Below are 23,973 nucleotides of genomic sequence, written 5' to 3' on the forward strand. Positions count from 1 at the left end.
TCTACGGCAGATGATGCGAAAATGCACCACCGGGAAAAGATAGCCCCCTATGCGCTTTGCCCCTCTCCTGTGCCTTTGGTCTCTCATTGGTTATATGGCCATGCCATGGCTATGCCGCCATACCCGTACCCGTTTACGCATTGGCAAAGAAGATGGCTCCCGCCTACAAGAGCGTTTTGGCCAGCCCACCCAGCCACGCCCGCCTCTTAACGCGCCCCTTTTATGGCTCCATGCCGCAAGTGTAGGGGAAAGCCGCGCGGCTCTTCCTGTGATTGATGCGCTCTTAAAGCTCCAGCCCACTCTTACCATCTTGGTAACAACAGCAACCCTTACGGGCGGGCAAGTCATTACAGCTCATGCTCCCCCTTATAAAGGCCGCTTGCTGCATCAATTTATCCCCTACGATGCCCCTCATTTGCTCAGTCGCTTCCTCACCCATTGGCGACCTGATGGGCTAGTCTTGATAGAGAGTGAATTATGGCCGGGTTTGCTATGCCTCTGCCGAAGACAACATATCCCTGTTATGCTACTCAACGGGCGGCTCTCGGCGCGTTCTGCCCGCCGCTGGCGGTTGGCAGCCCCTCTTTTGCGTTACTTATTACGCCCTTGCCGCTGGATTATGCCACGCAGCCATGCTGATGAACGTGCCTTCGCACAGCTCGGCATAACCTCTTTGCTGCCACCAGCAGACCTAAAGGAAGATGCTCCCCCCCTCTCTTTTGATTCCACAGAAGCCGCACATATACGCCAACAGCTTGGGGATCGCCCTCTCTTTGTTGCGGCCTCTACCCACCAAGGCGAGGAAGACCTCATCGTTGCCGCTGTGCAAGAAGCCCGTCAACAACGACCTAACCTCCTTACCGTTATCATTCCCCGCCACCCAGAGCGTGGAGCAGCTTTAGCGACCCACTTTAAGGCCCCACGCCGCTCCCAAAACACCATACCACACCATAATGAGAGCCTCTGGATTATCGATACATTAGGTGAGGTCGGTTTATTCCTCCACTTAGCTGAGCGTGTTTTTATTGGTCATTCTCTCTGCCCACCCGGCGGAGGACATAACCCCTTGGAATCTCTGCGTTTTCATCGTCCTACAGCCTGTGGACCCTATATGCAAAACTGGCAGGATATTTGTGCCACATATGCCACATTCCTCCATCGCTTAGAGGGGCAAGAAGCCTTAACCCAATGGCTTATAAAGCCCGTCATCCCAGCTCCCCCGCCTTTAAAACGCACTCATATTAGCCATGATATTTCATGCCTTATTCTTACCACAATCCTTAGCCATAAGGAAAAGTGATGAAACTGACTGCTCCTTCTTTCTGGCAAGGCGATAAGCCAAGTAGCCTCTCTAACCTTCTGCTCCCCGCCAGCAAAGTGACGGAAGCTCTCAGCCACCATCGCCAAAAAAAACCGTCTCTTAAAGTATCTGTGCCCGTCTTATGTTGTGGCAATATCAGCGTGGGCGGGACGGGTAAAACGCCACTTGCGCTTCATATCCTCCAAAAGCTGATCCAACGTGGGCATAATCCTCATGTCATTACGCGCGGCTATGGGGGCCGCTCCAAAAAGACGGGGCACATACATCCCCAACATGATAAGGCGATAGAAGTCGGGGATGAGGCTATGCTACTCGCTCAGCTAGCCCCAACATGGCGTGGGCCCGACCGTTACGCCAATGCCCAACAGGCTATTAAAGCCGGGGCTGATTGCCTTATTATGGATGATGGTCTGCAAGACCCCACCCTCCATAAAGATTTAGCCATCCTCACCATTGACGGCCCTGCGGGCTTTGGTAATCAACGCCTTCTTCCTGCTGGCCCCTTGCGGGAAACATTGGCCGAGGCCTTACCGCGTTTAGATGCAGCCGTCCTTTTTGGAGAGGATACCCACAACATAGCCGAGCAATTACCTAAATCCTTACCTTTATTAAAAGGCCAGCTCACACCCTCTCCTGCCATTCACCAGCTCAAAGGGCGTAACATTATTGCCTTTGCAGGCATTGGCAGGCCGGAGAAGTTCTTCACAATGCTCCGTGAGGCTAATCTAACCATTTTAAGAACGCTCTCTTTCCCCAACCATCATATTTACTCCGAACGTGACCTTCAGCATCTTGCTCAGCTTACCCACACACCTAATACGGTCTTAGTCACGACTGAAAAAGATAATGTGAAACTGCCGTCTCTCTTTCAGCAATGCATTACCACCATTAAAATTGAACCCACATGGCATAATCCCGCCCTGCAAGAGGAGCTTCTGGACCGCTTCATGTCGTGCTAAACCCCTAAAACATGAAGACTCATTTAGAAGCGTGGGGTTTAAACGGGCTGTTATGGTGCTTTAGCAAACTTCCCCCCGCTTTTGCCTCGACCCTTGGGGGGATGATAGCGCGTTCTTTGGGTCGCTTTCTGCCCTCCTCCCATAATGCGATGGTCAATCTCCAACGCGCCTTCCCCTCCGTGAGCAAGGAAGAACGACAGGCCATCATCTATAATTGTTGGGAGAATCTAGGCCGTACTTTCGCAGAATTCCCCCATCTTGCACGCTTGCCCGCTCACCCTGATAACGGGCCGGGATGGCATGTCCTAAACGACTATATTTTACACCATGCCCGTGCGCAGCAACGGCCTATTATTTTCTTCTCCGGCCATTTAGGGAATTGGGAACTCATGCCCCTTATTGTGGCGCGTTATGGCCTTACTTTCTCCCCTTTTTACCGGGCACCGAACAACCCATTGGTTGATCGTCTCCTCTGCCAATTACGCCGCAATATTGTTAATCAACCCGTGCCATTCTTTCCTAAAGGCAAGCAAGGGGCGTTAGAAGCCATACGTCACCTCGCTAAGGGTGGGCATCTTGGTGTATTAGGCGACCAGAAAATGAATGACGGGATAGAGGTCTCCTTCTTCGGCCACCCCACCATGACAGCCCCCGCCACAGCTGCCTTGGCCCTACGCTTTAATGCCTTAATCGTCACCGGCCGGGTTTGGCGAGATGGGCCTGCACGCCTTACCTTAGAGGTCTGCTCCTGTCTAGACCCACACATGATGGTTCCCCCTTCCTCATCCCGCCAAGAGAAAATCCATCATCTAACACAGCATCTTAATGACCAACTGGAATCATGGATTACAGAACGGCCGAGTGATTGGCTCTGGCTACATCGCCGCTGGGAAAAAAAGTATTATCGATAACAATATGGTAACTTCCCTCTAGTCATGCGCTCAAAACATGGTAGGATTGCAAAATAGGAACCAACTCATAAGGATTGCGTGTTTCCATTCATTTTTTGCATAACACGCACAGCTTTAAGAGGATGTTCATAGAGGAATGTGGCAGCACAATTGCCCGTTCTTATAAAAGGAGATGCTGACATGGCTCAAAAAGCGTTTCGTGTGGCAGATCGTGCCGCTACTGCCTCCTCCGCCCAACAGGGCTCTGCCATTATCATCCCTTTTCGTCAGAAGATTCTCCCACGCCATCATCACTATCTCGCCCAATGGCTAACCGCGAGCGAACCGATGGGGATTCTTGATGCCTCGATTGAGACTATGGTTGAGGAGCCTTCCCCTCTCATTGTGATTTGGGTACGGGAAAATGCAGACCCTGCTTATCTCATCCGCTTAGAGGGGCCGCAATGGGTGTTGATGGATTGCCTAAGAGAGCATGAGCTTGGCCGTTATACAGATTTGAGCGCGGCACTCCATACAATTCGTCCCGTTCTCCCTCTCTCACCCGAGCATACAGCATCTTGTTAAGAAAAAGCCCGCCTAAACATACAGACGGGCTTTTTTCTATCTATGAGGCACGCCCTTTAGAAATCCGCTGGAAGGGGTGTCTCTTTTGGCTCCTCAGCTTTTTTAGCAGCGGGTATTGCTGCTGGTGTCGCCGTTGTCAAAGCTGAAGGGGCTGTTAGGTCACGCGAAGCAGGGATAATTATTTGGCTCCCCCCACCGGGGACGATTTGATACACCCCCAAGGCCCGCAACATGCGCCCATCAGCCCGTAAATGGAACAAACCATCAATCCCAATATAGCCCTTTGGCTGTGTTAAAGACTCGGTCGTTAAACGATTTTGACGAATCAACGCACCAGCTAACGCAGCGGCATCATAAGCATAATCGGACACGGGCGATGGTGGGCGGTGATAGCTGTTTTGATAGGTCTGCACATAGCCACTACGAAGCTGCTCATCAAACGCAACATACCAGGCTCCGTGGAGGTCCCCCAATTTGCCATCAAAGGCGCGCCATAACATCGGCCCTAAAATACGAATTTGCGGTGTTAAAAGCTGATTCGCCTTTAGGGCCTCAATGACATGAGCAAGGTCTAAGCCTGTATCACCCAGCAATAACGCATCAAACGGCACAGAGGGCACTGATGAGGCCGAAGCGGTAGATGCTGTAGAGGCAGTTGGAGAGGATGAAGACGTGGGAGCCGCTGGCGCATCATTCTCCGCTAACGGGTCCTCTGCTGAGGGACCTGCCTCTTTAGGCTCTGGCGCGGCTGGTGTTGAGGTGGGCGTTGACGTGGGGGTTGATGGAGACGCTGCGGCGGCTACCCCATGGCTTAATTGCGCCATTTTCTGCGTAATATCGTTGATATCACTGCTATGATAAATGATTTTAGGCACGTCCAACCCTGCCTCTTGGCAGGTTAATGTTAGCCCTTCCCCTAAAGCATGGCCAAAAGCTGTATCAGGTAAGAACGCGGCAAGATGCTTCCGCCCATCTGTCCGCGCAGCATCCACAAGCCGCCGCACTTGTTGCTCCGGTGTTAAGCCCATCACCCACACACCTGGCCGCGCTTGTGTAACATCACTTGTAAAGGCCAGCTCCGGCACATGAGCCGATTGCAACACGGAAGCTACCGCTTGTGTATCAGCCGCTGTTAAAGGGCCAAGGACAATCTTATCACCACTCTCCAACGCCATTTGGGCTGCATGAGCAGGGCCTTCCGCCTCGGCACTATCAAACACATCAAGGGCGGGGGATTGGCCATCTGGCAAAGCAAGGCGCGCGGCCTCTTGCATACGTTGACCAATAGCTGCATGAGGGCCCGTCAGCGGGACGACCAAACCTACACGAGCCGGTTTTTCCACAACAGGGGCAGGATGTGCAAAGAGGTCTGCCCCTTTATCGACTTCCTCCCGACCGCCACACGCTGTGAGCAAAAGAAAAACGCCCGCCGTGACTATCGTACGGCCATGTTTCCTCTTGCCGCGCCCCTGCCCATCGCGGCTATAAGGGATAGAGCAGCTCTTTAAGGATGGCGATGTCTGACAAACCATATACTTCCCCCGTTAACGGATCGTTCCCCTCTTCTACCGGGCAGCTCATACTTGTGGCAACGCCTATTGGGAACCTTACCGATATTAGCCAACGCGCGCTTGAGGCTCTCAAGACAGCAAACGCCATCTTATGCGAAGATACACGCGTTACCACAAAATTATTACGCCATTATGGCATCAATAATCAGCTTATTCCCCTCCATGACCATAATGAGCAAGAGCGCATCCCCACTGTGATTGAACAATTACAGCAAGGCCAATGCCTCGCACTCGTCTCCGATGCGGGAACACCGATTGTCTCTGACCCCGGCTATCGGCTTGTGCGCGCTGCTCAAGAGGCCGAGATTGCCGTCACCTCTTTACCGGGGGCAAATGCGGCCATCACCGCTTTAACCCTCTCAGGCTTGCCACCACACCCTTTTATGTTCCTTGGTTTTCCACCACGCGGGGAAGCAAGACGACAACATTTTGCCGCCCTCCGCGCTATGGAACAAGCAGGCTTAACCGCAACATTATTATGGTATGAATCCCCCCATCGCCTGCTTGATACATTGCACACACAACAACAAGTCTTTGGTGCAGACCGAGCCGCAGCCATAGGACGGGAATTAACCAAACATTTTGAAGAAATGCGCCGCGGCACCATTGCCGAACTCATTGCCCATTTTGAGGCAAACCCACCGCGTGGTGAGATTACCCTCCTCCTCGGCCCCCCAGAAGCCGCAGAAACAGGCGCGTTAGAGCTAGACCATGCGCTAGAGGACGCCCTGAAAACACATTCCGTTAAAGATGCTGCAAGCCTCGTAGCGGGGATTGTCACCCTTCCAAAACGCACTGTTTATCAACGCGCTTTGGAATTAGCCAAACGGAAGAAAAGCTCTTAATCATCTTCCTTCGGCAAGGTGAATTGCCGCGCCGCAATCGGTACCCCTGTACGGATATTCGTAAAATGCACAACCGTTTTATGGCTTTGTGCGTCTAACACTGTCCATCCCTTCAAAGTGAGGGGCTGAGCAGCGAAATAGAGCGTCATCTCCCCCTCACTTGGGTTTTCCGTCCTCGTGACACGCAAGCGAATCTCATTGCCGCGTTGCTCATAATCCAGAATCGTTACATCACCTGAGAAGCGTGGGTCAGGCCGTAACAGCAACCCCAACGGGGTATGCTCCAAGGGGATGGTCGTAACCTGCCCTATGCTGCGGTCCTGAAACACCACTTTCCCCTCATTAGCTACTAGTAAGAGCGGGCTTGGTGGATCGTATGAAAAACGCATCTGCCCCGGCCGCTCTAACAAGACCGTGCCCGTGACTGTGCCATTCTGCTCACTGAGTTGCTCAAAACGTGCTTGAAAGGTTTTTGTCGCTTTTAAGCTCGATTCAATCTTATGCACCCAACCTTGCTGCGCCGGGGTAAGGGATGCCGCAGCATATGCCTCCTTCCCTAGAGCCATGACCCCACTGCCTAAGCTAATAGCCATCGCGCAAGCGGTTATGATATGTTTCATCTTCATCTGACCACTCCGCCTTACTTATAAAGAGATATCCGCAGCTTGGAAAATGGGCCGCACATCCTCACGCCATGCCCCATAATATTGCTCTAACCAGCGTTCGGCTTGTGTTTTAGCCCCATCAGCAATCTCATAAAGCGGTGCGAGGTAATATTCCTCCCCATAATTACGCGCTTTTAGGCCACGTTCCGAAAGCTCCAAAACCCGCTTAGCAAGAGGGCGCAACCCACCGAGGAATGGCGCATCCATAGCTTTCTCGACAACCAATTCCGCAAGGGATTGATATTGTAGCCAAGGCTGCTCCTTCACCAGCTGTTCCACCTCAGCCAGCACATCAGGGTCATAGAACAGCCCGACCCAGAAGGCCGATTGTGCAATCATCATAGACGGATTGCCCGCATCAGCCCCGCGCATCTCTAAAAACTGCTTCAACCGCACATCAGGGAATAATGTTGTGAGATGGTCCTCAAAATCCCCAAGGGTGGGACGTAGGCCCATTAAAGGCTCTTGTTGCTCCCCAGCCAACCATTTACGGAAGGAACAGCCTGCAACATCAAGGTTATGCCCATCCCGATTGACAAAATACATCGGGACATCCAACGCCCAATCCACATAACGCTCAAACCCAAAGCCTTCCTCAAAGAAAGGCGTGGGCTGGCCACTCCGCTGGTTATCCGTATCTAACCAGATATAAGCCCTATTAGAGAGACGGCCAGTTGGCTTACCCTCTGCGAATGGAGAATTGGCCATCAGCGCGGTAATAAGCGGCTGTAAGGCAAGGGAGACGCGCATTTTGCGCGCCATATCGGCCTCACTGGAGAAATCAAGATTCACCTGCACAGTGCAGGTACGCGTCATCATATCCAGCCCACGCCGCCCAACTTTCGGCATATAACGGCGCATAATCGCATAGCGGCTTTTGGGCATCCACGGCATGGCATCACGCGGCCAAAGCGGCTGGAATCCCAAAGGGGCAAAGCCCAAACCCAACTCCCGCGCAGGCCCACTAATCTGCTGGAAATGAGCAATCATCTCCTGCTCTGTCTCTTGCAGCGTCCGCACGGGTGCGCCAGAGAGCTCAAATTGCCCCGCAGGCTCTAGGGAGATGGAACGTCCCTTATGCGCCCCAGCACCTTTTAGGCCAATAATATGCCCATTATCGCGGATAGCCTGCCAGTCTGGCCCTTCCAAAGCGGTTAAAAGGGCTTCAATCCCTTCTGGTTCGTAAGCTGGTGGGGCAAAAGGCTTTAAATCCCCCCGCGCACGCTCTGGCAGGCGGAAGCCGAACTTCTCATGCTCTGTCCCAATCCGCCACGCCTCTTGCGGCTTACAGCCCTTAGCGAGAACATCAATAAGCTGCGCTTTATTTTCAATTGGAGCTGTATTGCTCTCACCTGGATTGGACATACACAAAACCTTACCGGCTATAATTCATCTTAATACGCTATAGGACCGCCAGAATTGTCCGTAAGCCAGAGACTGCATATTAGGGGTCATCATGACGCTCATTCAAGAGACCAGCACAGAATCCCCTTTATCGTACCGCCATAATCTGCGCTAGAGCAGCACAAGCAGCCGTATCAGCCCGCAAAATACGCGGCCCTAAAGAAAAAGACTGCACAGCCTCATGCCGCGTTAGACGGTGGATTTCATCCTCCGCAAAACCTCCCTCCGGCCCAATGAGCAGCGCATCACATGAAGACGGTGCCCCACCTTGGCCAACACGCTCCAACGCAACAGTTAAGGTACGCCGGTTAGGCCAACGGGCCAGCACAGCGGCCAATGGCTCTAACGGCATAATCTCTGGGACATCCAACCGCTCGCATTGCTCTGCGGCTTCCTGCGCGATAACGGCTAGACGCTCCAAATTAAGGCGATGCGTATTCGTCCTAGCTGTCACAACAGGGCGAAAGCGCGTTACCCCAAGCTCCGTCCCCATGCGAATAACTAACTCCGTCGCATCGCGCTTTAATGGGGCAAAAAGCAGCTCTATCCCCTTTGTCTCCTCCTGCGGGCGCAGGCAAGAGCGCAACCGTGCAGAGCCACGCTGCTTTTGTAAGCTCTCAATCTCGGCATGCCATTCGCCATCGCGCCCATTAAACAGCACAACAGCGTCCCCCACCTGCAAACGCATGACCTTACCTAGATAATGCGCCTGCCCTGCAGAAAGCTCAATAATCGCGCCCTCATCCCAAGGGAAAGCGGATTCGACAATAAAAAGGCGTGGTTCTGTACGGCTCATAATCTCTAAGGGCATAACGCGTTCCCTCACAGCTTGCCAGAGATGATGATAAAATATTGACCTCCCCCTCATTCTCGCTAAGCACTAACTTTATGATTCAAAAACATCCTCATACTGATATTTGCCATAATGGCCTCATCGGGCGGCTTGGTGAGCCGTGGCGGTCCTACGCGCTTCTTGCCCGTTTAGACCGGCCCGTTGGCACATGGCTCCTCTTTCTCCCCGGCGTGTTTGGCATTTTCCTTGCGGCTCAAGGCCCCAGCTTGCAAAAACGGCTCCTCTATGTCGGGCTATTTGCCATTGGCTCACTGCTAATGCGCTCTGCAGGATGTGTAATTAACGATATATGGGACCGCAAAATTGACGCCCAAGTCTCTCGCACGGCAGGCCGTCCCCTCGCCAGTGGGGCTCTCAGCCTAAGACAAGGAATCGGGCTGCTCGTCCTTCTTCTGTTAGGCGGGCTGGCTGTCCTCCTCGCTTTACCACCCTTCTGCTGGGCCTTAGCTCCTGTCGCGATGCTCTTTGTGACATTCTACCCCACCGCAAAACGCCTCACATGGTGGCCACAACTTGTGATGGGCTTCACCTTCGGCTTTGGGGCCCCTATGGGCTACGCTGCCAGCCAAGAGAATATCGATCTACCGGGGATACTCCTCTATAGTGGGGTTATCCTCTGGCAACTCGGTTTTGATACGATTTACGGCTTCCAAGATATGGAAGATGATGCACGCATTGGCGTGAAATCGACCTCACGTTTAATGCTTAGCCATGCCCGCTTATTTGTTGGGCTTTGCTATGGGCTGACGATGGCCTTCTTTGCCGGGGCGGCTTACACAGCACACCTGGCACCGGCCTTTTGGCTGCCTTTCCTCCTCGCTGGCCTGATGATGGCCTATCAGGTGAAACGCCTCACCCCCCATGATGCGCCACTCTGCCTCTGTTTCTTCAAGCAGAATGTCCTAATAGGCCTCATACTGGCATGCGCCTTTGTCCTAGGACGCTTGGGAGTTAACGGGGGGCCACTCGGCTTTTAAATAAAATCCGCCCCGCACTCAGCATAGCCCCAAAAAAGGCCACAAACGCCGCCGCTCCTAAGCAAATGAAGGCAGGGTGAGAAAATAAGGTAAACAACCCTGCCACCAGCAAAGCCCCCGTTGTTTGGCCAGAGAGACGCGCTACCGACAACATCCCGCTTGCTCCCCCTTCGCGCCCCGGCGGGGCTGTAACCATAATCGCGCGATTATTAGGCGGTTGGAAAAAACCAAACCCCATACCCGCTAATAAAGTCCGCCATGCAACGGCACTATTGCTCGCATCCAATGGCAAAGTACAGAGTAAAATAAAGCCAATACAGGTTATCAACAGCCCAATGGAGGACAATAACGATGCAGGGAAACGATCAGCAATTTTCCCCACCGTGAAGGACATAACCGCAACCCCTACGGCCCAAGGGGCAATCAACAACCCAACTGTTGCTGGGTTTTTATGAAAAGCAACAGCCAAGGTGAAAGGCATCGCCACAATATACAGGTTGGACGCCACAAAACCACAAAAGCTTACCAAACATGCGACAAGAAACGGCACACGTTTGAGCAAATCCAGAGGGACAATTGGCTCAGGCCGTTTTTTCTGCCAGCGTAAGAGCAACCACCAGCTCACCAAACTCCAACCTGTCAGACCCGCTCCCCAGCCTATATCACCGTGCATGAAGCCATCTAGCCCCACACCTAAAAGTGTGAAGGACACGACTGTAAGGATAGAGCCGGGAATGTCAGTTTTCACATCGCTACGCGGTGTTTTAGGTAAAGCACGGCTCGCTAGTAAAATAGCCGCGCCGCCCAAGGGTAGGTTAATCCAAAATATCCACGGCCATGAGGCAATAGAGAGGATAAACGAACCAATAGTCGGCCCTAATGCCACCCCTAACCCAATGAATAACCCATTGAGTGCAATCCCTTTACCAATCAATTTATGAGGGTAAATAAAACGTACGAGCGCAATATTCACACTCATAATGCAGGAGCTACCAATCCCTTGTAACGCGCGGGCTAAAGTAAGCTCTAACATATTTTGGGATACAGCACAGGCTACCGAGGCGATGAGGAATAAAACAATCCCTAACTGGCTCATCCGCCCAAAGCCAACCCGCGCCCCAAGAGCAGCTAACGGCAAAAGACACGCCAAATTCGCAAGCTGATAAGCATTGATCACCCAAATCGCCTGCGATGGAGACGAATGCATATCCATAGCGATGGTCGGCAATGCCACATTCGCAACGGAATAATCCAAAATTGATAGCATCAAGGCTAAAATGACCGATGACATCGCCTTGACACGCTGCATCCCATATAGGCCAGCATGTCTCTCCGGGTCGTATTCGCCCTCTAAGCTGGGGTCAGCTATCTTACTGCTCATGCTCTCTCTGCTCTCCTAAATGGCGCAGGGAGACCCCTGCAAAAAGATTAGCCTCTATTTGCTCCAAAGACGTACCCTTTGTCTCTGGCACAAAACCTAATGTGATGAGAAGGAATATACCATTAAACACCGCAAAAAGGACAAACGCCCCTGATGCCCCCATCACCAGCATCATAAGGGGGAATATGCTGGAAATCACCCAATTTGCCACCCAATTTGTCACCGTGGAGCAACCAATACCAAAATCCCGCCCGCGTGTAGGTTGCACCTCAGAGCATAAAGCCCAGACCAACGGCCCTTCCCCAATAGCAAACCCCGCCACAAAAAGAAGGATAAACCCACAAAGCAAAAAGGAGGCCGTTACACTCTCCCCACCATAGGCCAGAACAGTACTAACCCCTACCAAAGCTCCCCCAACAATCGCGCAGCTTGCTAGCAAAAGAGGACGCCGGCCCCAACGGTCTGCAAACATAATCGCCACACCGGTAAAGACCATATTCGTCAAGCCAACGAGTGTAGTCGCCCAAACAGAGGCATTCACGCCAAAATGAGCAGCCTCAAACACGCGCGGCGCATAATATAAAAGCGCGTTAATCCCGCTAAGTTGCTGCATAATTTGCAGCACAATCCCCAAAAATACGGACCGTCTGAAATGACGATTACTACGGAATAACCCAAAGCCAGCATCACTACTTTTAGAGAGGCGGCTATGAATATCGGCAAGCTCTGCCTCGGCTACTTCTTCATCAGAGCGAAGAACACGCAGGACCGTACGGGCACGCTCTGTATCGCCCCGCATCATCAACCAACGCGGGCTTTGGGGAAGTACCAACACCACAATAAGGAACAATATAGCTGGTAGAGCCATGATGCCTAACATCCACCGCCAATGCCCCCCTGAGGACAAAAAGCTATCGGAAATAAAGGCAAGGAAAATCCCCAATGAAACCATGAGTTGATAGAAAGAAATCATCGCCCCACGAGCGGATTCTACCGTGATTTCGGAAATATAAAGCGGGGCGGCAAAGGCGGCTACACCAACAGCAAGCCCTAATAAAACGCGCCCGACAATCATCACCCCCACATCAGGAGCAAAAGCGCAAAAAAGCGTCCCTATTAGGAAGAAAATACCCGCCCCTAGCATGGCCCCTGTTCGGCCAAAGGAGACGGAAATGCGCCCAGCAAACATAGCTCCAAAGGCTGCACCTGCCATCATGGAGGAGACAATCCACCCTTGCAAAACAGGCCCCGCATGGAAATCCACCGCCATAAAAGGCAACGCACCAGCAACAACACCCGTATCCAACCCGAACATCAGCCCAGATAAAGCGGCAAGAATCCCCAATATTGTGGCACGTCCTGTAGCTTTTTGGCCCGCTGGAGGAGCAGATCCACCCTCCTGCGGAGCTACCGGTGTTACGCCTACCATGATGTCTCCCTAGCCACACTCTACGATACCTCTCCGGTACGAAGCATCGGGGACTACGAACTTATTGGCCCAATCTGCAATCTTTTTAATGCTCGTTTTGCTTCACAAAAGGGTTACGGCTACCCCGCAGGAGCAATCTTATCGGCGTACCGGGAAGATGGAATGTCTCCCGCAACCCATTGATAAGATAACGCTTATAGCTATCGGGCAGTTGTTCCGCCCGCGTCCCAAAGAGCACAAAAGTGGGAGGGCGGCTCTTTGCCTGCGTCATGTAACGCAATTTTAAACGCCGACCATCCACAAGGGGAGGCTGGTGTTTTTCCACCGCTTCTTCAAACCAACGGTTTAAATCGCTTGTCCCCACGCGAGCATTCCATACCTCGCCTGCACGGCGCACAGCGGGCAAAAGGCGATTTAGCCCTTCACCTGTTAGAGCGGAGAACGTGACCACTTCAATCCCCCGCATTTGCGCGAGTGATATTTCAATCCGTCCCGCAATGGCCTTACGTGTTGCTTGACGCTCCTTTACCGCATCCCATTTATTAAGGGCCAGCACACATGCCCGCCCTTCTCGCTCGATCAACCGTGCGATTTGCAAATCTTGCTCATCCACACCGCGCTCGGCATCCAACACAAGGATAACGACTTCCGCCATCTTCATTGCCTCAATAGAGGCAGAGACAGAGACGCGTTCTAACCCTTCCTGTACACGCGCACGTTTACGCATGCCCGCTGTATCGACAATCTCAATCGGCCCAATGTCATCCTCTAGCCCAACGCTAACAGCATCGCGTGTTAAGCCAGCCTCCGGGCCGGTAATCATGCGCTCCTCACCGAGCAAACTATTCAAAAGGGTGGATTTCCCCGCATTAGGACGGCCAATAATAGCGATGCGAAGCGGCTTTTCCCCATCATGCTCCGCAAGTGTATCTTCATCAGGGAGAAGGCTTGCAATCTCTCCCATAAGGTCCGCCAGACCTTCCCCATGCTCAGCAGAGACCGCAAGAGGCGTCCCTAAACCTAGGGAATAAGCCTCCATCGCAGCCTCGGCCCCTGCACGGCCCTCCGCCTTATTCGCCACAAGGAGAACGGGGCGGTTCTGCCGCCGCAGCCAATTCGCAAAATGCTCATCTGCTGGGGTGATACCAGCCCGTACATCAACACAGAAAACCACCAAATCCGCTTGCGCAATACCCTGCTCTGATGAGGCGCGCATACGGCCAAAGAGAGTCTCTGGAGCGGCTTCTTCCAACCCGGCTGTATCAACAAGGCGCACACGCCGCCCGCGCAACATCGCTACGCCGTCTTTACGATCACGCGTTACGCCGGGCACGTCCGACACAATGGCCTGACGCCGCCCAACAAGCCGGTTGAAAATGGTGGATTTCCCAACATTTGGCCGTCCTGCGATAACGACAACCGGCAGTCGGCCTGATTCAAATTGCTCAACCATAGGCGCGTAAGACACCATCATCGCTTAGGACAAGCAGCTGCCCATCACACACAATCGGCTGAACTTGGCAGGATGATGGCGTGTCAATCTTCCCGATATCGCTCCCTGTTTGGGCATCAAGAATCACCATGCCGCCGCGCTTCATACTGGAGAGGCAAACAAGCTTATTATTCAATAAGATTGGGCCTGTCCATTGAATGCCCTTTTTCTCGTGTTTTGGGTCTTCAAAGCGGGTTAGCTGCTTCACCCAACGCACTTGCCCACTCACCCGGTCGAGGCAAGCAAGCTGCTGATCTAGCGAAATAACATAGAGCCAATCACCACAAATGCAGAGCGGGGACTGACCGCTCACCTCACGCTCCCACAAACGGCGGCCGGAGCGCATATCAATCGCTACCAGCACGCGCGAGAGAGAAATTGCATAGGCTGTACCATCCACCACGACAGGGCCACCGCGCACACAAGCGAAGTCCAGCATCGCACCGAGCCCGTTGCCTCCGCCAAGGCTATCGCTCCATACAATCTCACCAGAGGCTGCACGAAGGGCCACGAGGTCGCCACTACCAAAACCGACAACCACAATGCCATTCACCACAGCCGGAGCCCCTGCCCCAAACAAGCTCGTACTCACATTGGTGGCTTGATAGGTCCAACGCTGTTTACCCGTGCTGGCCTCCAGCGCAAATAACCGGGCATCAATAGTGGTAAAGAACATCAAACCATCAACGATGGTTGGGGCAGAGCGGCCCGGCGTACCAATATCAACAGCCCATTTCTGCTTCCCTGTTGCGGCATCTAAAGCAAGAGCTTGGGCAATGCCATCCACAACATAAAGCGTATCGTCAACCAGCGCGATGCCGCCACCAATATTAGTCGAGCGTGTTTTACGCGCGGGCTGGCAATGCCATAGCAGCTTACGATCCGGCCAGCTCCAAGCGCGAATAGCCCCTTGAGCATCCACCGTAAAGAGCCGCCCGCCCCCTATAACGGGAGAGGATTGCAAAGCCCCACGGCGATTAGGCATGAAGAATATATTGGACAGCCAACCAACTTCCTTCACAGCGGCACCGATAGATTGGCTCCATAGCTGACGCGTGCCATTCCATGCCGCATTTACAGCCTCATGAGAGGGTAGACGACCTTCTTGCGTCCATTGATGAATAGGCTGCACCGCAGGTAAATGAATAGCCGTTTTATCATGCGGATCTACCGTCAAACCCGCCCCGGTGGAGAGGACATCAATACGTCGGCCGGGGAGAACCGTCTTTTTAGGATCATCTGCAAAAATGCCGCAACCTGCAAGCCCGGCCATCGCCGCAACAGAGCAAGCCCCTTTTAGAACAGACCGCCGAGATGTCTTTACAGGCTGGCCACGCAAGGGTGAAGAAAAACGATGGCTCATCCAGCCTCTCCTAATGTTTGTAATAACATCCCAGCCCGTTGACGCAGGCCCTCTGTACTATCGGGGGAGGATTGCACTTGCTGTAAAAGGCGACGTGCCTCCTCATGGTCTGTCTTTGTGCTACCCGGTGCAAGGTCAAGCACCGCTAGGCCTTCCTTCGCAAGGGGGACCCAGCTCCCGCCCTCTTGTACTAAAGCTTGATACCCCGCCCGGAGCTCATCACGCGGGGCCGTATCCATCCGCGCATTCAACCCTCGATACTGCGCCATAGAGCGAAGAGACGTATCTGCTTTTTTATCCTCTGCAACAGCGGACCATAACTTCAAAGCGGAGGCTGTGTCATGCTCTTGCAGTTTAAGTTCCGCCAAATACATAGCAGCGTAGCTCCGCACACCCTCTGGCGCGCTTTGGGCAAGATCTTGTAAAATGCCCTCAGCTTTTTGATGCGCCGCCCCCTCTGTCACAGGCTTGCCCGACAACGCCCCAAGCAGTGACATGGCCTCAAAATAACGATTAGACGCTTGCGCTTGAGCAGTATGGAGCTGATGCTGCTTCCATCCCCAAACACCACCGCCAATGCCTGCCACAATAAGCACGCACAACACCACCACACCCACGCGCAAGCCCACGCTACGCATTTTTGCAAGGCGTTGTTCTTCCTCTAATTCTTGAAATAAATCGTCTGCCACGCCGTATCCTTAGCTGGACTGCACACACTCATTCCGTACTCTATAGCATGGCGGCTCTGCTACCAACATACTATCACGATAAAAAAACATCGCCTTCTTAACTCGTTATGGCTGAAAGCGGATAGGCTGGCCTACATTATGCGTGATAATCGCATCATCCTCCATCACCACATGACCGCGCACAATCGTCCCAACGGGCCAGCCTGTCACGCTTTTACCGTCATAAGGCGTCCACCCGGCGGGGGAGGCTATCCAGTCATTACTAATGGTGCGTTGCTTCTTCATATCCACAAGGGTGATGTCGGCATCAAACCCCACGGCGAGCCGCCCCTTATTGGGCAAGCCATAAACCCGTGCAGGGCCAGCAGCCATCACATCAACAAGGCGTGTCAGGCTCAACCGCCCCGCATTTACATGGTCCAACATCAAAGGAACAATCGTCTGCACACCCGTTAGGCCGGAGGGGCACTCCAACCAAGGGAGCTCTTTCGCATCCCTAGGGTGCGGGGCATGGTCAGAGGAAACAACATCCACCCGGCCATCACGCAAGGCGGCCCATCCAGCCTCAAAATGGCGGCGTTCATTCCTCAACGGAGGATTCATCACCGCCTTACCTCCAAGATGCTCATAGCATCCCGGCCCTTCATTGGTTAGGTGATTAACCAGAACCTCCACGGTAGCGTAACGCCGGTTCTCAGCCAGAAGGGTAAACTCCTCCTCTGTCGAGACATGAAGAATATGGATAGGCCGCCCCGTCTTATGCGATAATGCCAAGATACGCCTCGTCCCACGGATGGCACATTCAGCATCTCGCCATTCTGCATGGAGATGGTAAGGCTGCCCCGGCTCAAACAGCTTCCGCCGTTCCCGCAGGCGATATTCATCCTCTGAATGGAATGAGACACGGCGATGACCCGAGCGTAGAACAGCCTCTATCCCCTCATCATCCTCAATCATCAAATCACCAGTAGAGGAACCAGCAAACACCTTCACTCCACATACGCCCTCCTCTTGCTCAAACTCAGCAAGTAAAGGGGTATTCTCCCGCGTAGCCCCAATATACATTGCGACATCTATATGGGCTGTGTCGATAATATGCTGACGCTTCCAATCCAGCATCTTTTTATCGGTCACAGTGGGGTTTGTGTTGGGCATATCAAAGACGGAGGTGATCCCCCCTAAGGCAGCAGCGCGTGTGCCTGTCTCCAGCGTCTCTGCCTCAGGCTTGCCGGGGTCACGCAAATGAACGTGAGAATCAATCAGACCGGGAAGAACATAAAGCCCTGTTGCATCGATCACCTGTGCAGCTTCATCCTGCGAGGAAACACTCAGTGAGGCAATCTTCTGATCACGGACCCCAATATCCGCTTGGGCCTCCCCCCACGGGAAAATGCACCGCCCGTTCCGAATGATGAGGTCAAATCGCATGATATCTCCTTAGAGGCTTGGCCATCGCTCTATCTAAATAACGGTATAATCCTACTGTGCTCTGGCCCGTTCATAAAGAGCCAAGGCGGCATGCTGCACATTTTCCACCTTTAAGGCGGCCATATCACCCTCTCCCTCCGGGCCGGGGGCCAAAAGAACCTCCGCCCATCGGCCTGATGGTGCATATTGGGACGCATAACTTGGCCCAAACAACCCTAATGTTGGCACATTTAAAGCCGCAGCAAGATGCATCAACCCCGAATCACCCCCCACAAAGAGAGAGCAACGCGCAATAAGAGCCGCTACTTGAGCAAGGCTATACTGCCCGCCCCCAATATCCAACACATTAGGCAATAAGGCCCGTACTGGGGCGGCAAGGCGTGCTTCTCGCTCCCCCGGCCCATAAACCAGAAGAGGGCGAAACCCCCTTGCCTGCATCTGCCGCGCGAATGTCGCAAAGGATTCAGCGGGCCAGATTTTATGCTCTGTCCCCGCCGTAATGGCTAAAGCGAGCCATACACCCTCATCAGGCAAAAGCGTAGCAGCATAGGCCTGCTCCTGCGCTCCTAACCATAAGGTGGGGTAATGTGCGGATTGTACGCCTAAAGCGCGCGCATGTTGAGCCAGCTTTAAGCCCTTTTGCCGCCCTCCACGAACCTTATAACGCGCCCTGCTCCATACCCCATAACTGACAAGAGAGGCCCGTAAATCCACCACCGCCTCCCACCGATAACGCACAACATCGCGCCATAGAGCAAGCCAATGCTGATTATAAGGGCCTTTCTCCATTACAATCAGCCGTTCGCAACGCGGCATATAACGAAAGAGGTCACACACAGCCGGGCCGCATACGATGGTAAAATATGCCTGCGGATAGCGTGCCATCATGGCCGAAAGGGCAGCTAAAGAGATAACAGCATCCCCCAACCGATGCGCCGTGATGAACAGGACGCGCTTCACTCTCGCATCCAAAGGGGGTTATCGACCGCCTCTAAAAACTGGGCATGACGGGCTAATGTAGCTTCATCTGGCAAGGCCATAGGGCGCGGGGTTCGCCCTGTTACCGCCTTACGCTTTACCCGCCCCTCTGATAAAGTTCTTTGTGTTTGCTCATTACCCAGCCCCAAACCGCGTTGTCGTCCACCGATAAGCTCTACATACACATCGGCAAGCAAGCGGCAATCAAGCAACGCATTATGCGTGCCACGCTCGGAGAGGTCGATATTAAAACGACGGCAGAGCGCATCCAAATTCGCAGGCATACCGGGGAACTTCTTCCGCGCCATAATGACTGTATCAACCGCGCGGCTTTCATAATCCAATGGTGGACGCCCGGCCCGTTTTAGCTCCGCATTGATGAACTTGAAGTCAAACGGTGCATTATGGGCTATCATCTTCCCATCACCGATGAAGGCTAAAAACTCATCAGCAATATCAGCAAAAAGGGGTTTGCTCTCCAAATCGGCCAACGTAAAACCATGCACTTTTGTGGCCTCAGCCGGGATGTCTCGCTCTGGATTAATGAGGACGTGGAAGTAATTTTCCGTCCGCAAATCATTCACCAATTCCAAAGCAGCAATCTCAATGACCCTATCGCCAGTATCAGGGTCTAGCCCTGTGGTCTCTGTATCAAAGAGGATAGAACGCGTCATATCTTCCCTTCCTGTGCAGAAGCCTCATCCCTCTCCTGCCGTAATTGCTGCAAAAAGCGATGAATCTGCCGCGCACTAAACGCACGAGACAGTCCCGTTTTTATCACGATATCGGCCCGCTGTCGTCTCTCTTGGTCTGTCATTTGGCGTGTCAGAAAGGCTTTGGCCTCCTCAACACTCATCTGCCCGCGATGTTGATGACGCTGCCGCAAACGCGCTATCCGCACAGCGAGCGGGGCCTCCACCACCATCACGGCTGTGCAATCACGCTCTGCTCCTGTTTCCCACAATAAAGGAATATCCAATACGCAAAACGGCACGCCCCGCGCCCGACACCGCGCCAAAAATGCGCGTCTTTCTTGCCTAACAAGGGGATGGATTATCTGCTCCAACCGGGGCAACACAGCTGCATCTTGCCCGATGAGCCGCCGCAGAGCCACACGGTCTAACTGCCCATTATGCACCACCGCAGGGAACGCCCGTTGCAAAGGCCCAATAGCCCGCCCATGAGGGGCTTGTAGGCGACGCACGCAAGCATCAGCGTCAAAAACTGGGACCTTAGCACGGCGAAATAAAGCCGCGATCGTACTTTTCCCCGCTGCCATTCCCCCTGTAAGGCCCAGAACATACATAACTAAGTAAGGTCTGCCATCAAAAGGTCAAAGCTCTGCTTATCAACCTCTGGCCATAGACCAAACCACGCATGAAACCCAGCCCGCGCTTGATACAGCAACATCCCTAAGCCCTCTACAGTGCGTAACCCACGCTGTTGAGCAGCGCGCAATAAAGGAGTTTGGAGGGGGGTATAAACAATATCAGCAACACTCAACCCTAATTGAGCCTGTTGGAGGATGCTGGGCCAATCTGTCTCATCATGGCCACCCATACCAAGTGATGTCGCATTGATGAGTATCTGCATCTCCCCTAAACGGGCAGGCCAATCCGCCCATGGCAACACAGCCCCTGCCCCAAGAGCCGAGACTAAGGCTTCAGCCCGTGCGGCCGTCCGATTGGTGATGAAAACATCGCACCCGCAATCCTGCAAGGCTGCAGCAATCGCCCGTGCTGCCCCACCTGCACCAAGAATCAACACAAACCCGCTGGGAGATACGGCATGAGCCCGCAAATTATCGCAAAAGCCCGTGCCATCCGTACAATCACCAAGGATGCGCCCATCCTCAAAGCGTAGCGTATTAGCCGCACCGGCCCGCTTTGCGGTCATTGTTAGCTCATCACATAAGCGAAAAGCCTCCTCCTTATGGGGGATTGTAACATTTACGCCGCGAAATCCCGCTGCTGCCAAGCCACGCAACGCGACCTCTAACTGCCCCGGCGCAACAGGCAGAGGGACATAAGCCCCATTGATCTGATGCACCTTACACCAATGATTATGCAACATAGGCGAGCGTGAATGGGCAACAGGCCACCCAATAACGCCCGCTAAAACCGTTTTACCATTAATCATCATGCTCTCTCTTTGCGTTGCGCCCATAAAAGCGGCAAGAGACGTGCCAAACGCTCCGCCCATGCGCGTTGCCCAGCGTCATCGGAGATTAAATCTTGCCTAATTTCAATCTCCAAAGCAGGGAGCTGACGCCGCCCTGCATGATAAGGCACGCTATATTCATTATGGCTATTTAACACATAAGGCTGATTATCCCCCACACATAACCCGCCTTCTGCCTCCAAAAGGGTACGCATAAGGCGCGCTGAATGTGGGTCATGATCATGCAAAAGGCCAATCTCCCACGGGCGCGGCTCTCCACCCTCCATAGCGGGGGTAAAGCTATGGAGAGAGACAAACAAAAACTCCCCTTTATCCCGCTGAGCAAGATGACGCTCTATCTCATCATGATAAGCATGGAGTATCTCCTCCTCCCGCGCATACCGCTCTTGCTGGGAAAGATTCTGATTCCCCGCAATCGCCGTGCCATCACTCACCGGCGGGATAGACGTCGGATGCCCTGCGGCTCGGTTACAATCAATCACCAGGCGAGAATAGACCTGCTCAATCAACAAACATCCCAAAGCGTTTTGCAGATGCCGCCCAACCTCCTTAATGCCAATATCATAAGCGATATGCCGCTCCCATGCCTGAGGAGGTACCCCCATATCCCCCAGAGACGAAGGCACAGCCCGCCCGGCATGGTCGCTAATCATCACAAAGGGACTTTCCTCCCTTGCGGGGAGACTATGATAGGGCAAAGGGTCTGCCGCGCTTAATAACGGCATGGTTGGCGCGCGCGTCATTCAGTCTCCTGCAATAAATTACGAATTATAGACGCAGCCTGAGCTTCATCCCATGTCACCCCACCATCGGAGATAGCCCGCACCTGACCGCTTGCATCAATGAGCAGCGTCATCGGCAAGCCCGGATCTTTCACCGTTTTGATGAAAGGTTGCACATGCTCACGCTCTGCGACCCATACGGGTAAACCCACAGCATGCAGGCGGGGCAAAGCCGCTACTACTTGCTCTGCTGACCCACTATCTAACGCTACAGGCACAATGGGAAGATCGGGATGCGCCTTTAACAAGGCTGCAAGCTTAGGCAATTCCTCCCGACAAGGTAGGCACCATGTCGCCCATAAATGCAGCATATAAGGCTTATTTTCATGCAATGGGAGGGTCGCCTTCTGCCCTGCTACGCCAGTGACGGGAAGCATCACCGGGGCAGAGAGAGCGGGCTCTGGCTCCAATTCTTGCAGATTCTGCAATCCATCAGCCTGCGCGTAATTGTGCCTTACCCCCACAGCCGCTACAGTAAGGAGAGCCAAACAAACGGCACCTACGCGAATCTTCTTTAAGTATCTCATCATATCGGTCCTCATGACGCACCCTAATACCAGCAACGCCTCCCCTGCAAATAAACCAGCCGCTCCCGAAGCTGCCAACCCCCAATGGGGTGGACGTTTTGCCAGTGGCCCCGCCGCGATTATGGAGGAAATCAACGCCTCTATTGGGTTTGATAAAACCCTCTGGCGGCAAGATATTCGCGGCTCGCTCGCTCATGCAGCTATGCTGCGCAAGGTTGGCCTACTTACAGCCCAAGAAGAAGCCGAGATTCAGAGCGGCTTAGCAGCCATTGGTAAGGAGATTGAGGAAGGGACATTCCCCTTCTCCCCCGCTTTGGAAGATATTCATATGAATATCGAATCCCGCCTCTCTGAGCGCATTGGTGAGGCTGGTAAACGTCTACACACCGCCCGCTCTCGCAATGACCAAATCGCAACGGATTTCCGCCTTTGGGTGCGGGATTCCATTGATGGCATCATAGAGCAAACCGAAGCCCTCATGCGGACCCTCGCCCGCCGCGCTTTGGAGTATCACGATACCCCCATGCCGGGCTTTACGCATCTTCAAGTTGCTCAGCCTGTGACCTTTGGGCATCATTTACTCGCCTATGTGGAGATGCTCTCCCGCGATGCCTCTCGCCTGCGTGATGCGCGCCGCCGGATGAATGAGTGCCCCCTTGGCTCTGCCGCGCTTGCGGGGACCTCTTTCCCCATCGACCGCGAGATGACGGCCCAATCCCTAGGGTTTGACCGCCCTACAGCTAACTCTCTTGATGCTGTATCTGACCGTGATTTCGCGTTGGAATATCTCTCCGCCCTCTCCCTAGAGGCGATGCATCTCTCTCGTCTCTCTGAGGAGATTGTACAATGGGCGTCTGCCGCGTTTAATTTTGTGCATCTCTCAGATGCCTTCACAACGGGCTCCTCCATCATGCCGCAAAAGCGTAACCCTGATGCGGCGGAGCTTGTCCGCGCCAAAGTCGGCCGCATTACGGGAGACCTCATCGGCTTACTAACCGTCATGAAGGGCCTGCCCCTCGCTTATGCGAAAGATACGCAAGAGGATAAAGAGCCTGTTTTTGACGCAACAACGGCCATCACCCTCTCCCTCGCCGCGATGGAAGGCATGATTCGGGACCTCAAAGCCAATAAGGCACGCATGAGGGAGCTAGCGGGGGCAGGTTTCTCCACCGCGACAGACCTTGCCGATTGGCTTGTACGCGCACTGCGCCTCCCCTTCCGCACGGCGCATCATGTTACAGGGCGGCTTGTGAGTTTGGCCGAGCAAAAAGGCTGTGACCTTGCCGACCTCTCCTTAGAAGAGATGCAGGCTGTAGAGCCCGGGATTAATGCCTCTCTCTATGAGGTTTTGACGGTTGAATCCTCCCTCGCGTCACGCACGAGCAAGGGCGGGACCGCTCCGCAGAATGTACATGCTCAAGCCACTGCATGGCTAGAACGCCTTAATCATCATAAAGAAGGAGAGTAAGATGCGCTCCATCCGTACGACACTCATCAAACTAAGCCTTCTTGCCCTTGTGGGGGGAAGCATGCTGTTTGGGCTAAATGCTTGCGGTCAATATGATGACCCGCAACCACCCGGCCCCGCTAACAAAGTAACGTACCCGCAGCCTTATCCGCCAGAATAAGGCTAAGACAGTAAACATCATCTAA

The 23,973-nt window shown here is 53.5% G+C and carries 24 protein-coding genes; 8 read left to right on the plus strand and 16 right to left on the minus strand.

Annotated elements, in window-relative coordinates; all coding sequences use genetic code 11:
* The first annotated feature begins 49 nt into the window (after nucleotides 1–49).
* The 4 genes from GM556_RS04205 (at nucleotide 50) to GM556_RS04220 (ending at nucleotide 3,755) form a co-directional block, all read left to right on the plus strand.
* Nucleotides 50–1,300, plus strand: a complete 1,251-nt coding sequence (locus GM556_RS04205) for a 3-deoxy-D-manno-octulosonic acid transferase (protein ID WP_155573244.1) — start codon at nucleotides 50–52, stop codon at nucleotides 1,298–1,300.
* Nucleotides 1,300–2,280 (plus strand): tetraacyldisaccharide 4'-kinase, encoded by a 981-nt coding sequence (gene lpxK, locus GM556_RS04210; protein WP_155573245.1) that lies wholly within the window; start codon nucleotides 1,300–1,302, stop codon nucleotides 2,278–2,280. Before GM556_RS04205 ends, lpxK begins: the two co-directional genes overlap by 1 nt.
* Nucleotides 2,281–2,291: 11 nt before the next feature.
* Complete coding sequence (locus tag GM556_RS04215) at nucleotides 2,292–3,191, plus strand: lysophospholipid acyltransferase family protein (protein ID WP_155573246.1); 900 nt, start codon at nucleotides 2,292–2,294, stop codon at nucleotides 3,189–3,191.
* Nucleotides 3,192–3,371: 180 nt separating this feature from the next.
* The gene (locus GM556_RS04220) at nucleotides 3,372–3,755 is read left to right on the plus strand and encodes a hypothetical protein (protein WP_155573247.1); all 384 of its coding nucleotides are present in this window, start codon (nucleotides 3,372–3,374) and stop codon (nucleotides 3,753–3,755) included.
* A gap of 56 nt (nucleotides 3,756–3,811) precedes the next feature.
* On the opposite strand, the gene GM556_RS04225 is transcribed toward GM556_RS04220, so the two are convergent.
* A complete protein-coding gene (locus GM556_RS04225) occupies nucleotides 3,812–5,287 on the minus strand; it encodes a penicillin-binding protein activator (RefSeq protein WP_155579366.1) in 1,476 nt (491 codons plus the stop codon).
* Here GM556_RS04225 and rsmI point away from each other — a divergent pair.
* A complete protein-coding gene (gene rsmI, locus GM556_RS04230) occupies nucleotides 5,272–6,171 on the plus strand; it encodes a 16S rRNA (cytidine(1402)-2'-O)-methyltransferase (RefSeq protein WP_370513584.1) in 900 nt (299 codons plus the stop codon). The two genes, GM556_RS04225 and rsmI, sit on opposite strands and share 16 nt — an antisense overlap.
* Here rsmI and GM556_RS04235 read toward each other — a convergent pair.
* The 3 genes from GM556_RS04235 to GM556_RS04245 all read right to left on the minus strand — a co-directional run bounded on the left by GM556_RS04235 (nucleotide 6,168) and on the right by GM556_RS04245 (nucleotide 9,051).
* Nucleotides 6,168–6,797, minus strand: coding sequence for an outer membrane lipoprotein carrier protein LolA (locus GM556_RS04235; RefSeq protein WP_155579367.1), 630 nt, complete (start codon nucleotides 6,795–6,797; stop codon nucleotides 6,168–6,170). The genes rsmI and GM556_RS04235 overlap by 4 nt on opposite strands.
* Before the next feature lie 18 nt (nucleotides 6,798–6,815).
* Entirely contained in the window at nucleotides 6,816–8,201 is a 1,386-nt protein-coding gene (locus tag GM556_RS04240; protein ID WP_155579368.1) for a glutamate--cysteine ligase, read from the minus strand.
* 127 nt (nucleotides 8,202–8,328) lie between these two features.
* Nucleotides 8,329–9,051 (minus strand): 16S rRNA (uracil(1498)-N(3))-methyltransferase, encoded by a 723-nt coding sequence (locus tag GM556_RS04245; protein WP_099027088.1) that lies wholly within the window; start codon nucleotides 9,049–9,051, stop codon nucleotides 8,329–8,331.
* A gap of 77 nt (nucleotides 9,052–9,128) precedes the next feature.
* On the opposite strand from GM556_RS04245, the gene ubiA reads away from it, so the two are divergent.
* Nucleotides 9,129–10,070, plus strand: coding sequence for a 4-hydroxybenzoate octaprenyltransferase (ubiA, locus tag GM556_RS04250; protein WP_155579369.1), 942 nt, complete (start codon nucleotides 9,129–9,131; stop codon nucleotides 10,068–10,070).
* On the opposite strand, the gene GM556_RS04255 is transcribed toward ubiA, so the two are convergent.
* From GM556_RS04255 to GM556_RS04310, 12 genes are all read right to left on the minus strand, one after another.
* On the minus strand, nucleotides 10,045–11,451 hold the full coding sequence (locus GM556_RS04255; protein ID WP_155579370.1) for an MFS transporter: 1,407 nt from the start codon (nucleotides 11,449–11,451) through the stop codon (nucleotides 10,045–10,047). The two genes, ubiA and GM556_RS04255, sit on opposite strands and share 26 nt — an antisense overlap.
* Nucleotides 11,441–12,880 carry a sugar porter family MFS transporter gene (locus GM556_RS04260; RefSeq protein ID WP_155579371.1) on the minus strand — a complete coding sequence of 480 codons (1,440 nt, stop codon included), beginning with the start codon at nucleotides 12,878–12,880 and terminating at the stop codon, nucleotides 11,441–11,443. Before GM556_RS04260 ends, GM556_RS04255 begins: the two co-directional genes overlap by 11 nt.
* A gap of 85 nt (nucleotides 12,881–12,965) precedes the next feature.
* Nucleotides 12,966–14,333, minus strand: coding sequence for a ribosome biogenesis GTPase Der (gene der, locus GM556_RS04265; protein WP_155579372.1), 1,368 nt, complete (start codon nucleotides 14,331–14,333; stop codon nucleotides 12,966–12,968).
* On the minus strand, nucleotides 14,326–15,735 hold the full coding sequence (locus GM556_RS04270) for a PQQ-binding-like beta-propeller repeat protein (protein ID WP_155579373.1): 1,410 nt from the start codon (nucleotides 15,733–15,735) through the stop codon (nucleotides 14,326–14,328). Before GM556_RS04270 ends, der begins: the two co-directional genes overlap by 8 nt.
* Nucleotides 15,732–16,424 carry a tetratricopeptide repeat protein gene (locus GM556_RS04275; RefSeq protein ID WP_155573255.1) on the minus strand — a complete coding sequence of 231 codons (693 nt, stop codon included), beginning with the start codon at nucleotides 16,422–16,424 and terminating at the stop codon, nucleotides 15,732–15,734. The genes GM556_RS04270 and GM556_RS04275 overlap by 4 nt, the downstream gene beginning before the upstream one ends.
* Before the next feature lie 105 nt (nucleotides 16,425–16,529).
* A complete protein-coding gene (locus GM556_RS04280) occupies nucleotides 16,530–17,852 on the minus strand; it encodes a dihydroorotase (RefSeq protein WP_155579374.1) in 1,323 nt (440 codons plus the stop codon).
* Between the two features lie 51 nt (nucleotides 17,853–17,903).
* Nucleotides 17,904–18,812 carry a glycosyltransferase family 9 protein gene (locus GM556_RS04285; RefSeq protein WP_370513585.1) on the minus strand — a complete coding sequence of 303 codons (909 nt, stop codon included), beginning with the start codon at nucleotides 18,810–18,812 and terminating at the stop codon, nucleotides 17,904–17,906.
* Entirely contained in the window at nucleotides 18,809–19,504 is a 696-nt protein-coding gene (dnaQ, locus tag GM556_RS04290) for a DNA polymerase III subunit epsilon (protein WP_155579375.1), read from the minus strand. The genes GM556_RS04285 and dnaQ overlap by 4 nt, the downstream gene beginning before the upstream one ends.
* Entirely contained in the window at nucleotides 19,501–20,136 is a 636-nt protein-coding gene (gene coaE / locus GM556_RS04295) for a dephospho-CoA kinase (RefSeq protein WP_155579376.1), read from the minus strand. The genes dnaQ and coaE overlap by 4 nt, the downstream gene beginning before the upstream one ends.
* Before the next feature lie 2 nt (nucleotides 20,137–20,138).
* Entirely contained in the window at nucleotides 20,139–20,969 is an 831-nt protein-coding gene (locus GM556_RS04300) for a shikimate dehydrogenase (RefSeq protein WP_155579470.1), read from the minus strand.
* The gene (locus GM556_RS04305; RefSeq protein ID WP_155579471.1) at nucleotides 20,969–21,736 is read right to left on the minus strand and encodes an N-formylglutamate amidohydrolase; all 768 of its coding nucleotides are present in this window, start codon (nucleotides 21,734–21,736) and stop codon (nucleotides 20,969–20,971) included. The genes GM556_RS04300 and GM556_RS04305 overlap by 1 nt, the downstream gene beginning before the upstream one ends.
* Before the next feature lie 14 nt (nucleotides 21,737–21,750).
* Complete coding sequence (locus tag GM556_RS04310) at nucleotides 21,751–22,323, minus strand: TlpA disulfide reductase family protein (RefSeq protein WP_196424770.1); 573 nt, start codon at nucleotides 22,321–22,323, stop codon at nucleotides 21,751–21,753.
* A 10-nt stretch (nucleotides 22,324–22,333) separates the two neighbouring features.
* On the opposite strand from GM556_RS04310, the gene argH reads away from it, so the two are divergent.
* Nucleotides 22,334–23,788, plus strand: a complete 1,455-nt coding sequence (argH, locus tag GM556_RS04315) for an argininosuccinate lyase (protein WP_155573259.1) — start codon at nucleotides 22,334–22,336, stop codon at nucleotides 23,786–23,788.
* Between the two features lies 1 nt (nucleotide 23,789).
* Complete coding sequence (locus GM556_RS08605; RefSeq protein WP_196424597.1) at nucleotides 23,790–23,948, plus strand: hypothetical protein; 159 nt, start codon at nucleotides 23,790–23,792, stop codon at nucleotides 23,946–23,948.
* Nucleotides 23,949–23,973: the final 25 nt, after the last annotated feature.

It is taken from the genome of Bombella sp. ESL0378 (assembly GCF_009725845.1).
In the GTDB taxonomy this organism is placed as follows: domain Bacteria; phylum Pseudomonadota; class Alphaproteobacteria; order Acetobacterales; family Acetobacteraceae; genus Bombella; species Bombella pollinis.

Bases quoted from the DNA above. Each gene is read 5' to 3' on its own strand.
- GM556_RS04270 (WP_155579373.1), bottom strand. From the start codon at position 15,735: ATGAGCCATCGTTTTTCTTCACCCTTGCGTGGCCAGCCTGTAAAGACA.
- coaE (WP_155579376.1), bottom strand. From the start codon at position 20,136: ATGTATGTTCTGGGCCTTACAGGGGGAATGGCAGCGGGGAAAAGTACG.
- GM556_RS04220 (WP_155573247.1), top strand. From the start codon at position 3,372: ATGGCTCAAAAAGCGTTTCGTGTGGCAGATCGTGCCGCTACTGCCTCC.
- GM556_RS04260 (WP_155579371.1), bottom strand. From the start codon at position 12,880: ATGGTAGGCGTAACACCGGTAGCTCCGCAGGAGGGTGGATCTGCTCCT.
- GM556_RS04310 (WP_196424770.1), bottom strand. From the start codon at position 22,323: ATGATGAGATACTTAAAGAAGATTCGCGTAGGTGCCGTTTGTTTGGCT.
- lpxK (WP_155573245.1), top strand. From the start codon at position 1,300: ATGAAACTGACTGCTCCTTCTTTCTGGCAAGGCGATAAGCCAAGTAGC.
- GM556_RS04280 (WP_155579374.1), bottom strand. From the start codon at position 17,852: ATGCGATTTGACCTCATCATTCGGAACGGGCGGTGCATTTTCCCGTGG.
- GM556_RS04245 (WP_099027088.1), bottom strand. From the start codon at position 9,051: ATGCCCTTAGAGATTATGAGCCGTACAGAACCACGCCTTTTTATTGTC.
- GM556_RS04225 (WP_155579366.1), bottom strand. From the start codon at position 5,287: ATGGTTTGTCAGACATCGCCATCCTTAAAGAGCTGCTCTATCCCTTAT.
- argH (WP_155573259.1), top strand. From the start codon at position 22,334: ATGACGCACCCTAATACCAGCAACGCCTCCCCTGCAAATAAACCAGCC.
- GM556_RS04240 (WP_155579368.1), bottom strand. From the start codon at position 8,201: ATGTCCAATCCAGGTGAGAGCAATACAGCTCCAATTGAAAATAAAGCG.
- GM556_RS04215 (WP_155573246.1), top strand. From the start codon at position 2,292: ATGAAGACTCATTTAGAAGCGTGGGGTTTAAACGGGCTGTTATGGTGC.
- GM556_RS04255 (WP_155579370.1), bottom strand. From the start codon at position 11,451: ATGAGCAGTAAGATAGCTGACCCCAGCTTAGAGGGCGAATACGACCCG.
- ubiA (WP_155579369.1), top strand. From the start codon at position 9,129: ATGATTCAAAAACATCCTCATACTGATATTTGCCATAATGGCCTCATC.
- GM556_RS04305 (WP_155579471.1), bottom strand. From the start codon at position 21,736: ATGCCGTTATTAAGCGCGGCAGACCCTTTGCCCTATCATAGTCTCCCC.
- rsmI (WP_370513584.1), top strand. From the start codon at position 5,272: ATGTCTGACAAACCATATACTTCCCCCGTTAACGGATCGTTCCCCTCT.
- der (WP_155579372.1), bottom strand. From the start codon at position 14,333: ATGGTTGAGCAATTTGAATCAGGCCGACTGCCGGTTGTCGTTATCGCA.
- GM556_RS08605 (WP_196424597.1), top strand. From the start codon at position 23,790: ATGCGCTCCATCCGTACGACACTCATCAAACTAAGCCTTCTTGCCCTT.
- dnaQ (WP_155579375.1), bottom strand. From the start codon at position 19,504: ATGACGCGTTCTATCCTCTTTGATACAGAGACCACAGGGCTAGACCCT.
- GM556_RS04300 (WP_155579470.1), bottom strand. From the start codon at position 20,969: ATGATTAATGGTAAAACGGTTTTAGCGGGCGTTATTGGGTGGCCTGTT.
- GM556_RS04205 (WP_155573244.1), top strand. From the start codon at position 50: ATGCGCTTTGCCCCTCTCCTGTGCCTTTGGTCTCTCATTGGTTATATG.
- GM556_RS04235 (WP_155579367.1), bottom strand. From the start codon at position 6,797: ATGAAGATGAAACATATCATAACCGCTTGCGCGATGGCTATTAGCTTA.